The 11593-nt window shown below is 57.1% G+C and carries 12 protein-coding genes; 10 read left to right on the top strand and 2 right to left on the bottom strand.

What is annotated here, in order from left to right:
* The first annotated feature begins 212 nt into the window (after positions 1–212).
* From WX88_RS12745 to WX88_RS12765, 5 genes are all read left to right on the top strand, one after another.
* The gene (locus WX88_RS12745; RefSeq protein ID WP_046244766.1) at positions 213–1394 is read left to right on the top strand and encodes a substrate-binding domain-containing protein; all 1182 of its coding nucleotides are present in this window, start codon (positions 213–215) and stop codon (positions 1392–1394) included.
* A gap of 232 nt (positions 1395–1626) precedes the next feature.
* On the top strand, positions 1627–2322 hold the full coding sequence (locus tag WX88_RS12750) for a hypothetical protein (RefSeq protein ID WP_046244767.1): 696 nt from the start codon (positions 1627–1629) through the stop codon (positions 2320–2322).
* A 3-nt stretch (positions 2323–2325) separates the two neighbouring features.
* Positions 2326–3318, top strand: coding sequence for a hypothetical protein (locus WX88_RS12755; RefSeq protein ID WP_046244768.1), 993 nt, complete (start codon positions 2326–2328; stop codon positions 3316–3318).
* A 312-nt stretch (positions 3319–3630) separates the two neighbouring features.
* Positions 3631–5409 carry an OmpA family protein gene (locus WX88_RS27600; RefSeq protein ID WP_052732634.1) on the top strand — a complete coding sequence of 593 codons (1779 nt, stop codon included), beginning with the start codon at positions 3631–3633 and terminating at the stop codon, positions 5407–5409.
* A 207-nt stretch (positions 5410–5616) separates the two neighbouring features.
* Positions 5617–6393, top strand: a complete 777-nt coding sequence (locus WX88_RS12765) for an ABC transporter permease (protein ID WP_046244769.1) — start codon at positions 5617–5619, stop codon at positions 6391–6393.
* 79 nt (positions 6394–6472) lie between these two features.
* Here the strand turns inward: WX88_RS12765 and WX88_RS12770 are convergent, their stop codons facing one another.
* Complete coding sequence (locus WX88_RS12770; protein ID WP_046244770.1) at positions 6473–7072, bottom strand: transposase; 600 nt, start codon at positions 7070–7072, stop codon at positions 6473–6475.
* Between the two features lie 102 nt (positions 7073–7174).
* Between WX88_RS12770 and WX88_RS12775 the strand changes: the two genes are divergently transcribed.
* Both WX88_RS12775 and WX88_RS12780 read left to right on the top strand, forming a co-directional pair.
* Complete coding sequence (locus WX88_RS12775) at positions 7175–7723, top strand: ATP-binding cassette domain-containing protein (protein WP_046244771.1); 549 nt, start codon at positions 7175–7177, stop codon at positions 7721–7723.
* The gene (locus WX88_RS12780) at positions 7648–8010 is read left to right on the top strand and encodes a P-loop NTPase family protein (RefSeq protein ID WP_394331749.1); all 363 of its coding nucleotides are present in this window, start codon (positions 7648–7650) and stop codon (positions 8008–8010) included. The genes WX88_RS12775 and WX88_RS12780 overlap by 76 nt, the downstream gene beginning before the upstream one ends.
* A gap of 12 nt (positions 8011–8022) precedes the next feature.
* Here WX88_RS12780 and WX88_RS12785 read toward each other — a convergent pair whose 3' ends face one another.
* Positions 8023–8583, bottom strand: coding sequence for a hypothetical protein (locus WX88_RS12785; RefSeq protein ID WP_156176102.1), 561 nt, complete (start codon positions 8581–8583; stop codon positions 8023–8025).
* Positions 8584–8901: 318 nt separating this feature from the next.
* Between WX88_RS12785 and WX88_RS30835 the strand changes: the two genes are divergently transcribed.
* The 3 genes from WX88_RS30835 to WX88_RS12800 all read left to right on the top strand — a co-directional run bounded on the left by WX88_RS30835 (position 8902) and on the right by WX88_RS12800 (position 11545).
* On the top strand, positions 8902–9162 hold the full coding sequence (locus tag WX88_RS30835) for a hypothetical protein (RefSeq protein ID WP_197076772.1): 261 nt from the start codon (positions 8902–8904) through the stop codon (positions 9160–9162).
* Between the two features lie 32 nt (positions 9163–9194).
* On the top strand, positions 9195–9884 hold the full coding sequence (locus WX88_RS12795) for a hypothetical protein (protein WP_046244775.1): 690 nt from the start codon (positions 9195–9197) through the stop codon (positions 9882–9884).
* A 269-nt stretch (positions 9885–10153) separates the two neighbouring features.
* On the top strand, positions 10154–11545 hold the full coding sequence (locus WX88_RS12800; RefSeq protein WP_082116009.1) for an ATP-binding protein: 1392 nt from the start codon (positions 10154–10156) through the stop codon (positions 11543–11545).
* Positions 11546–11593 lie beyond the last annotated feature (48 nt).

Consider the following 11593-nt stretch of genomic DNA (forward strand, 5'->3'; position numbering starts at 1 on the left):
GGTGTTGTGTAATTGTCAACTGTAAAAAAGTAGCCTTAGAAACTCTTCTGGGCCACAAAACTATCGGCAACGATTCCGGAACCGTTGCCGATAGGTATCGTTCCTATGCGGTAGCTAAAAAAAATTGTGGCTTACTTTTGAAACAGCACATAATGGCAGAGGCTGCGAGGAGTCTTGAAATCCGCCCATCCTCGCGAAAAGTACAAATCAAGATGACAAGCTGCGTCAAATGCAAGCTGGCCGGCTCGGTCCTGAAGGCTGGTTTCGTGCGGGGTCGCCAACGCTTCCGCTGTAAAGCCTGCGACTACCACTTTATCGAGGAAAAAGCCGCGGGCCAGCTCACTGAGCGCCGCCGCCGCCAAACGACGATTGGCGACGTAGCAAAGGCCGTCGGTGTGGCCTCGTCCACGGTGTCGCGGGCCCTGAACGGGCACACCGACATCAGCCCTACCACCCGGCAGGCCATTCTGGACGCGGCCCGGCAGTTGGATTACCACCCTAACTTACTGGCTCAAAGCTTAAAGAGCCAGGAAACGCACACGCTCGGCGTTATCATTCCCGACATTGAGCGGCCGTTTTTTGCCACGGTAGTCAGCGGCATTCAGGAAGTGGCCACGGAGGCCGGCTACCGGGTCATGATTTGCCAGTCGAAGGAGTCATACGCGACCGAAGTGAGCAACGTTCAGGCTCTGATAGCCAGCCGTGTAGATGGCCTACTTATCTGCCACTCGCGCGAGACCCAGGATTTTACCCATGTCAAGCCCGGGGCCTGCCGGGGCGTGCCCGTGGTGCATTTCGACCGCGTGAGCAACGAGGTAGACAGCGCCAAGGTAATTCTGGACGACTGGAACGGTGCTTTCAACGTTACGGAGCACCTTATTGAGCAGGGCGCGCGGCGCATCGCCATTCTAGCTGGCCCCAAGTCTTTACTCATCAGTCGCAACCGGCTGGCCGGCTACCAGAAAGCACTCAAGCGCTATCAGTTACCCGTACGGCCGGAGTACGAAATCCATATCCAGTTCCGCACCGAAGAAGCCGTGGCGGCCCTCGACACTTGGTTGGCACTACCCGAGCCCCCCGATGCCATTTTCGCCATCAACTACACCAATGCCTTTGACCTGCTGGTTGCCCTGAAAAAGCGGGGCCTGCGTGTGCCCGACGACATTGCCGTGGTCGGCTTCGGCGACGAATTCATGGCGTCGATGATTGAGCCAGGCCTTACCACGGTGAACCTGCACCCCTACCGCATCGGCCAGCAAGCGGCCCGGCTTTTCTTGGAGCAAGTGCGGTTGAAGGAAGAGTTTCAGCCCCGCACGTTCGTTATTTCCGGGGAACTGGTCGTCCGGCAATCATCTCTGAAAGGAAAGGGCGACTTATTCAGCCTGAGCATTTAACTAGGTTGAAGTTACAAAAAGGATATGGTGCCGGACTATGCCCCGCGCTATCTCCTTTTTGAAAATTTAACCTTTTCATTTTGAAAAAATTTCATCCCCGCTGAGCTAAGCGCCTAGCGGGGATTTTTTATTAACCAGTTAATCACCAAACAACTACTCGCACTAAAGAGAAATAATTGCCGAATCGGCACTGGTATTGGCATGGGGTGCAAGTCACCAATCACACGCTGCTATGCCAATTCTCGACAACATCACCAAAGCTGCCAAGGGCTTTTTCATTGAAGGCGATGAGTCGGCGGCTGGCGCCCCGGTCGCGGTGCCGGCCGCCGGGCAGCCGGCCGTGGCCGCGCCTCCGCCGGCCGACCCGGCGGCGCTCATGACCCAGGCTGAGCAGCGCCATATTGACCACATTGCCAGTCTGCTGGTGGGTGATGGCAAGGATTTCGGCACCTATGCCAAGATGGTGAACAGCATGGCCAGCAGCGGCCTCACGGGCCCACTGCTCTACCAAACGGCCTTCAGTGCCTTCGCCGCCCTCACCGGCGTGGACCGGCCCGCCCTGCTGGCATCGGCTGAGCAGCTGGCTCAGAAGCTGGCCGATGACCGGGCCCGGGTGCTCCAGCGCCACCGCGAAAAGCTGGGCGAAAGCACCAACGCCAAAGGCCCGCCGGGCCCGCTGACGCAGTTCCAGCAAGAAGAAGCCCAACTGCAGGCCGAGGTGGCCGCCCTCACGCAGCAGCTCACTGCCAAAAGTCAGCAGCTGAGCGAAATCCAGCAGCAAGCGCAGGCCGAGCGGCAAAAAACGCAAGCCGCGCTGGCCTCCTACGAGCTAGCCAACGCCGCGGCAGTGGCCGATTTGCAGGCCCACCGGCAGGCCGCCCAATCTTTCCTTACCCCCTCTCCTTCCGCCAACCATTCAACCACTTAAAACATGAACACTCTTCTTTCCTCTTCTGAAAACGACACCGGCCTCCCCAAGTGGCAGCAGCCGGAAAAAGTGGCCGGCCGCGTGGTGCTCCTTGGCCTGGTGGGCACGGCGGTGTACTTCTGGGGCGCCATTCTCCCCTTTCTGGTCGACATGGTGTTCGACACCGTGAAGCTGGGCATTGGCCTGGGGTCCCTGTTCGTGCTGTTTTTGCTGGCGACGAACAAGCGGATTCAGGCGGGGCTGTGGTACGCCGGGCAACGCATTCTGCGCACGGCAGCCGGGATTTTCGTCAATACCGACCCTATCGGCATCATGCAGGACTACATCAAAAACACCGAGCAGGAAGCCCGGAAGATGGACGCCGAAGTGACCAACATCGAAGGGGCCCACGAGTTGGTGAAGCGCAAGCTGGCGGCCAACGACGGCCAAATGAAGGAGTACCTGGCCCTGGCCGACTCGGCTGCCCGCCAAGGGGAAAAAGACATGGCAGAGTCCTACGCCTCGCGGGCAGCGCAACTCGAAGACTACAACCGCCGCCTGCAGCCGATGGCCACCACCACGGCCAACGTTTCGGTGGTGATGCGCCAGATTCTGAAAGCTGCCCTGCGCCAAATCGACGGCAGTAAGTTCAAAGTCAACCTGCTCAAGGACGAGTACGAGCTGGTGAAGCGCACGAGCTCGGGTATGCGGGCGGCGATGAACATTCTGCGGGGCGACCCGGACAAGAAGTACTTCTTCGACCTGGCCACCGACCGCGTGGCCCAGGACATGGCCCAGCAGCTCGGCCAAATCAAGCAGGCCATGCGCTATTCCCAGGAATTTGTCAAGGAAATGGACATTCAGAACGGCGTGATGAGCGAGAAGGGCCAGCGCCTGCTCAACAAGTACCAGAATGGCGATTTCAATGCTGTACTCAACGAAAAGCCGCAAGCGCAGCAAAGTATGCTCACCACTAAGAAAGCTTCCGATGATGCCTATTCTAGCCTCCTTGACTAGCTTTTTGCTGACTTCCTGCCTGGTGAATTTGCTGGGCCAGCCCGAGCCAACGCCGGTGGCCCACCACTACCAGGCAAGTCATTTTGATTCTCTAAGTCGTCATGCTGAGCGTAGCCGAAGCATCTCTCCCGTAGCAGTAATCAATGGCCTTGCAACGAAGCGGTAGAGATGCTTCGACAAGCTCAGCATGACCGTTCTGAGCCGCGCCTGTAGCAGCTGTCTGAAGCACCCGCCGCTAATCAACCCCACCGAAACAACTCAAAAACGACTGCGCCCAAAACGGGCGCCTCACCCCTCTTTTGCCTTTAAAAAATGACAACTCGCGGTAAAATTTTAATCGGGCTGCTCCTCGTAGCCGCCCTGTATTTCGGCATCAACAAGCTGGTATCCAGCGGTGCCGTATTTAAGAAAGCCGACACGCAGTCGGTCCTGCTCAACTCAATTGAGCTGCCCACGGCCACGGGCGGCAACCGGGCCAACATCGTGGTACCGCTGGCTCCGCTGCCGGGCACGGCACCCGCCGAAAAGGGCACGCCCATCGTGTGGGAAGTGATGGCCTGGAACAGCCAGATGGCCGGCATGCTGGCCAATGGCGGCCCGCGCACCACCACGGGCTCCAGCCTGGCTGCCAACGGGGTGGACATGCAGATTGTGCGCCAAGACGACGTATCGAAAATGCAGGCCGACCTGGTGAAAAATGCCCTCGACCTGCAAAACAACCCGGAAACGCCGGGGCTGATTGTGAGCATTATGGGTGATGGGCTGCCGGCTTTCTCGGCGGTGCAGGAGGAGTTGAAGAAAGCTGGCACGCAGCTGCAAATCATTCCTTACAGCGTGGGCAAGTCCTTTGGCGAAGACAAGCTGATGGGCCCAAAAGAATGGCTGGATAATCCTAAGCTGGCCCTGGGCAAAACCATTGCCTGCTACCTGCGCGACGGCGACCACAACATTGCCCTGAAGTGGTGCGCCGACAACAGCCTGAAGGTGAACCCCGACGAAACAACCTACGACCCCGAAGCCGTGAATTTCATGGCGGCCTCCGACTTCCTGGTGGCCGCCGAGAAATACATTCTTGGTAAGCCCGAAGCCCGTACCAAGGTGGTGAATGGCAAGAATACCGGCGTGAAAGTGGATGTAGTAGCCGACGGCGTAGCCACCTGGACGCCCGGCGACGTGAACATCGCCAAGCAGAAAGGCGGCCTGGTCAACATCGTGTCGACCAAGGATTACTCCAACCAGATGCCCAACATCATGGTGACGACCAAACGCTGGTACGACGCCCACCCCAAGCAGGTGCTGGGCCTGATGACCGGCCTGGCCGTGGCCGGCGACCAGGTAAAATCGCACCCCGAAGCCCTGACCCGCGCCGCCGACATTTCGGCCACCGTGTACGGCGACCAGGACAAGCCCGGCGCCTACTGGCTGAAGTACTACAAGGGCGTGAGCGAGGCCGACCGCAACGGCGAAGTAGTAGAACTGGGTGGCAGCAAGGCCTTCAACTTCAGCGACAACCTGAGCCTGTTTGGCCTGGATAACGGCGGTACCAACATTTACGCGGCCGTGTACAAAACCTTCGGCGACGTGCAAAGCAAGCTCTACCCGAAGGAGCTGCCCAGCTACGTGCCCCTCGACCAAATGCTGGACCTCACGCCCCTGAAAAAGCTGCAAGCCCAGTACAAAGGCAAAGCCGTGGCCCCGGCCGAAACCCAGCAGTTCGCGGCCGGCGACGAAATCCGTCGCAACGTGAGCAAGCGCGCCTGGAACATCGAGTTCAACAGCGGCAAGAGCACCTTCACCCCCGCCGCCGAGCGCCAGCTCCAGCAGCTGTTTGACGACCTGGTGGTGGCCGGCAACCTGAAAGTGGCCGTGCACGGCCACACCGACAACTCCGGCGACCCGCAAGCCAACCAGCAGCTCTCCGAAGACCGCGCCATGGCCGTGGAGCGCTGGCTGGAAGCCAAGAGCCGCAGCGCCTTCCCCGAAGGCCGCGTGCAGGTGTACGCCCACGGCGCCTCGGAGCCGGTAGCCAGCAACGCCACCGTGGATGGCAAAGCCAAAAACCGCCGCGTAGAAATCGTGCTGGGCAACTAGCACAAAAACTCCCCTCCTTACCAAGGAGGGGATGTTCGAGCCAACGGCTCGAACGGGGGTGGTTGACCTCGTTGAACGACACCCGAACGAGCTTGGAATGCCCCACGCGCGAGTCGTTCAACGAGTCAACCACCCCAGTCAAACCTGCGGTTTGACGTCCCCTCCTCTTCTGAGGAGGGGAGTTAGACCGCCCTTCACATTCCTACGATGAAATCCCTCTTCGCCCCCAATTCCCAGCCGCGCCCTATCGTTTTCACCTCCATGGTGGTGGCGCAAGTGGCCTTGCTACTGCTGCTGTGGCTGTTTTATCCCATGCGGCTGTTTCCCAGCTTAGGCGAAGTTTTCCGCTCGCTGGGCGACCTCATCACCAGCCAGGGTCTGATTCAGGAGCTGTGGGCCAGCATGACCACTGCTTTGCAAGCCCTGGCGGCAGCCACGGTGCTGGCGCTGGGCATCTCGTACCTGACGGCACTGCCCTTCTTCCGGCCCATTGCCTACGCGGCCTCGAAGATGCGCTACCTGACCCTGACGGGCCTCACGTTTTTCATGGCCCTGCTGCTCAGCTCGGGCCACCAGGTCAAGCTCTCGGTGCTGATTTTTGGGGCTACGGTGTATCTGGTAACGGGCATGACGAGCGTGATTCTGACCACCACGCAGGAGGAGATGGACCACGCCCGCACCCTGGGCATGAGCGAGTGGCGCAGCTTTTATGAGGTGGTGGTGCTGGGCAAGCTCGATGAGATGCTCGAAGTCGTACGCCAGAACTTCGCCATCATCTGGACCATGATTACCCTGGTTGAGACCCTTTACCAGTCCGAAGGCGGCATCGGCCTGCTGCTCTATAAGCAAAACCGCTACCTGCACCTGGATGGTGTGCTGGCCATTCAGCTCGTGATTCTGGCCACGGGCGCGGCGCAGGATTATGTGTTCGTGCTGCTGCGGAAGGTGTTTTTTCCCTACTCCGCGCTGACGACTGTGAAGTAGCGTGGACTCTGCGAGTCCGCGCGTTGGGCCGGTCAATTTGCAAGTTCCGCTCATGCGCGGACTCACAGAGTCCACGCTACTATGAGGGGGCCAGGTAGGTATACGGCCACTGCTCCCAGTCTTCCACCAAGCCTGCCTTCACCAGATTTTCCAGTACATAGGCAACAATCCGTGCTAGCTCTCCTTTCCGCACAATATGGTCGTAGCTCTCGGCTTGCCAGCAAGCGCCACTTCTGGATAGCAGCTTGTTGGCCTTCGAAGCAGTGTAGCTCTTCAGCCGTTGCAGCGTCTTGACCAGCGGCGGGGATTCATCCAGTAAGAGCACCACAGCATGCACATGGTTGGGCATCAAACAATAGCAAAGTAAGCTGTACGCCTTACCATCAAAATAGCGGAGCGATTGTGCCACTAACGAGGCAATGGCCGGCTGCCGCAGATATGTCGGGCCGTACTCGCCCTTGCCCAATTGCGCATCGAAGCGGCCGAAATACCTTTTCTGCTCGGCATAGAGTTGAGCCGGCTCAATTGCGAGACGCTTTTGTGCTAGCTCAGTATCGGCCTGCAGCTGCTCCAGCACTGTGCGAGGTAATGAGCCCGCCAGCCGGAATGTCAGAAAAATCGCCTCGCCCGGCGGCAGTCGGTGCGGGAGGTTTCGCTCATAATAAACCAAGTCAGACACAAACGCAATGTAGCGTGGACTCTGCGAGTACGCGCCTGAACCGGCTATTTTCTCACCTCCCCCTATACGCGCGGACTCGCAGAGTCCACGCTACCATCCGCCATGACTGCCCAACCCTACAACTACCGCGACGCCATCCTCACCCTGAGCAACGTTTCGATGTCCTTCCACGGCGAGCCTGTCCTGCGCGACATCAACGCTCAAATTCTTGATGTGACGCGGCCCGGCATGAGCCAGGGCCAGGTTGTGGGCTTCTATGGGCGCTCGGGCATCGGCAAGTCGGTGCTGTGCCGCATCATGGCGGGGCTGATGGTGCCCAGCAGCGGCAGCGTGGAAGTGGGCCTCGCCCAGCAGCCCGTAGAACCTGGCATGGTGGGCTTCGTGCAGCAGCGCTACCCGTTGTTCGACCACCGCACGCTATTTGATAACCTGCTGGTGGCCGCCGCGCGCAAGTATGCCCCTGCCGAGGCCCGCCAGCACGTGGAGGCCTACTTGGAGCGGTTCTGCCTCGTGCCGCACCGCCGCACCGCAAGTACCCGGCCCACCTTTCGGGCGGGCAGCGCCAGCGGGCGGCCATTGCCCAGCAGCTGCTCTGCTCCGACCACCTCATTCTGCTCGATGAGCCCTTCTCCGGCCTCGACGTGGCGATGATTGACGAAGTGAAGAAAATAATAGTCGAAGTGACGACCATGGACGAGCTGAACACCGTCATCATCGTCTCGCACGACATCGTGACCACCACCGCCCTGGCCGACCGCCTCTGGCTGCTCGGCTACGAGCACGATGCCACTGGGGCCCTCGTGCCGGGCGCCACCATCAGCCCCGAGCACCAATACAACCTGGCCGAAATGGGCCTCGCCTGGCACCAAAACGTCGAAGCTGAGCCCGAATTTGCCCAGTTCGTCGAGCACATCAAGCAGGAGATTCGGGGGAGCTAGGGCCTTTTGCCTTTAATTAGTTTTCACCAGGGGCACGTCGGTGAATTCTCCGTGGAAGTCGGCGCGCACCATTGTTCCATCGTCTTTCACCTCACTCACGCCATTACCGGCGAAAGACCCGGAAATCAGGTTGTTTGCGCTCTTCGTGATTTCTATGGAGCCGGTCGCGCCCATGCTGCCAAGCAAGTGCCGGTCGGTGCCGTCGCCGTTTTCGATTTCAATGGTGACGGTGTTTTTTTCCTTCTGGGTAATATCCGTGATGGGATACTTCCCGACGGCAATGTTATGCAGCGAGATGCCAATGTTGCTGCCGCCCGGTCCGTCGCCCCCTATCTGGTAGCGGATGCCCTCGCCTCCTAGCCCCGTGTGGTCGTAATACACGTAGTCGGTGAACGCCACTTTGCTGCCCCCGATGTAGGCCACGAAACTGCCCTTCTGGACGGGATTCGCTCCTTCGTTTTCAGCAACTTCCGTGACGTTGTCCGCGGTGGTGGCGGCCCCGGTTGGTTCGCTGTTGCCGCAGGCCGTGCAGGCGAGCATAACGATGGCACAAAGCAGGCTATTCTTTTTCATGGGGAAGGTTGTAGGGTTCGATGCTTACTCCAGCATCATGGTGAAACAGCTTCACCAGATTTGCTCGTGCCGGGCAAAGGCAAGCCTGGCACGCATATGCTCGACGAAAAATATGCGCAAAAGTAGATAACCGGCCCCATCCCCCACTCTGCCAGTCAATGCCTGAGTAGCCAGGGCTGCTGGTTTGATAGCTGACAATGCGCTAAGGAGCGGTGCGGTCCACGCCAGCCCCACCGTTCCAGGTTCCTTTAACCTTTCACTCGAAAATCTTTACTGAATATCGAACCCGGCGGCCTCCACCGCCCAAGCCACTGCGCAATGAAACCCTGGGGTTCCCACCGCTACCGAAAGCCGTCGCGCCCGACGACGGGGCTTCCCACCGGCCCCGAACCAGCCGGCGCGGCAGGGGTGGGGAGCCCACCCGTGCCGCACCCAGCGGCGCGGCCGTCCTGGGCTTCCCACCGGCCCCGCAGCGGCCGGCGCGGCATAGGTGGGAAACCCCGGACGCCCGCGCCAGCCCGGGCGGGGCCAGTGGGAAACCCCCACCGCACCGACCGGGAAATCCCCGAAAATCAATAGCTTTACATCGTACTCATTTCAACCCAACCCGTATGCAACCAACCCCTACTCCTCCCGACCCCACGCCACCGGCCACCACGCCGCGCATTCCGCAGGACCAGGACGAAAAAGCCAGCCTCGCCGTGTTTCTGGCCACCGCCTGGCTTGCCAATCCCGACCTCATCTTCCGCTGGACCACCCAGGCCGCCTTTGCCGTCACGGCCGAGAAGTTCCAGCAGGTCATTGGTGCCAAAACTAGCACCGCCGCCCTGCGCGCCGACATCACCCTCAGCCTGACCGAGGCCGATGACCAGATTGACGAGGGCCTCCCCTACCTCAAAGCCGCCCTGCTCACCAAGTTCAAGAAGGGCAAAGACAAGGCCATGTACCCGCAGTTCGGCATCATCACCCGCAACGGCGGTTACGAGTTGCCCATCGGCCACACCGAGCGCGCCCTGGCCCTAAAAACGCTGGTGACCGGCCTCAACACCCACGGCCTCACGGCCGGCGACTACGGCACCACGTTCTGGGGGCCCCTGGCCGCCGCCTACCAGCAAGGCACCACCGATGCCAAAGTCAGCGCCGCCAGCGTGAGCGCCCTCGTCGGCACCAAAGACGCCCTCGAAGTTCAGGTAGACCTGGTGCTCACCAAGATGCTCGTGCTGCTCGAAGCCCAGTACCCCGACGAAAAGGAGCTGGCCGCCAAACGCCGCGAGCTGGGCTACTTGAAGGAGTTTAACTAGCCGCCCCGCTAACGCAAGCGCCCCCGCTGAGCCGTCAGCAGGGGCGTTTTTCGTTGGGTGCCGATGCGCGGGCCGCAGCAGCGGGCAACGCCCGGCTCTTTGGTTTCAGCCGTAGCCGCTATATGACCTAGCCGCAATGAGCTTCGCCTAGCGCGGAAAGGTGGAAGATGAACCGGAATTTGGCCGGTTTGTGGAGCATATTAAGCAGGAGATGTGGGGGGATTAATTCATGTTAATTTTTACAATAACACAATCTACCTTTCAAAATCATGACTGAATCTTTAAAAGAATCAATGTTACTACTTTTCAAAAAGAGTGTAGATATTGAAAAGCCCAAATTGGCGACGAATCTGGAAGAGAGTTCAACATTGGAATTCAAATTATCACTTCATACCAATGGTGAGACAATTAGTAAGGACTATCTGTCTTCGATAGCTGGCTTCGCTAATAACCGCGGAGGAACTTTGATATTTGGAATAGACCCGGTAACGAGCGAATTAATAGGAATAAAAGACAAATACGAAAACTTAGACAATGTCTATGTAAGCACAACCGTACGCAATGGTATCGATGGAAATATTGAGTACATTTTCTACACGCACAGATACGTTGGAATACTGATTGGTTTTCTAACTATACAAAAAGCAAATAGTAAGCCTGCTATTGTCAAAGTGGATTCAGGCCCAGTTAAAAGAGGCGAAATATATTATAGATACCCAGCGCAGACAACTAAGATAGAAGCTGCTGACTTACGTACGATACTGGAGGAAGAAGTACAGGGCCGCGTAAACAAGTTAATAGAGTCAATGCAAAAAATCCAGGAAATGGGTGTGCAAAACGTTGCTCTTATCAATACTCAAAACGGTGAAATCGACCTTGGAAATCAAGATGGAAGAAAACTCGTATTAAACAAAGAAACGCTTAAAAACCTTAACCTAATTAAACAAGGCAAACTAGTAGATGCAGATGGTGCACCTGCTTATATGATAAAAGGCGAGATAGAAGTAGAAGGCCAGAGCAAGCCTATTCTATCAAAGGAAGCTGATATATATGAAAGCTTTTTCAGCCAGACATGTGAGCATCCTCATGTTATGTTGGAACAATTGGCTTTATCATCAAGCCAATATAACCCGCTCTTTTTCCTGATTCATAAAGCAAATATGAGTAAGTCTGAGGCAACAACGCTTATATCTGGCGTCGAGGGAGCAGATGTAGTAGTTAAAACTAAAAATGAAGTTCTCAAACGTATCAAGAGTGATAAAGTCACCACTCTATACCATGAAGGAGTGTTAATTGACGCAGTCAAGACAATTCTTGAGCCTAACAAGATATTAGATGAAACAGTCAACCTTGTTTTTGAGAAACATAATGAATTAAGACCATCCGATAGGGCAAAAATCATTCGGACGCTTGCTTACAATACATTAGTCAGTAAGGGCGCTCTATCTGATGATGTGTATGCAGAGCATTTAAAGCGCATAATTGAAGCAAGCAGCAATTTTACTCCAGAATTTATCACGAATGAGAAAGAATACGTTCTAGAGCAAATCAAGAAAATTTATACCCTCCTTTCTGTCATGAAGCCATCGGAATCCACTTTGATAAGAAAATCAATTTGCAATATTGACCGTATTCTGTATCTAGATTTAATTAAATCATAAGCTTGGTAGATCAATCCCCCCTACGCCCCAATAAATGCCCACCGGAAC

It is taken from the genome of Hymenobacter terrenus (assembly GCF_000972495.1).
Lineage (GTDB): Bacteria > Bacteroidota > Bacteroidia > Cytophagales > Hymenobacteraceae > Hymenobacter > Hymenobacter terrenus.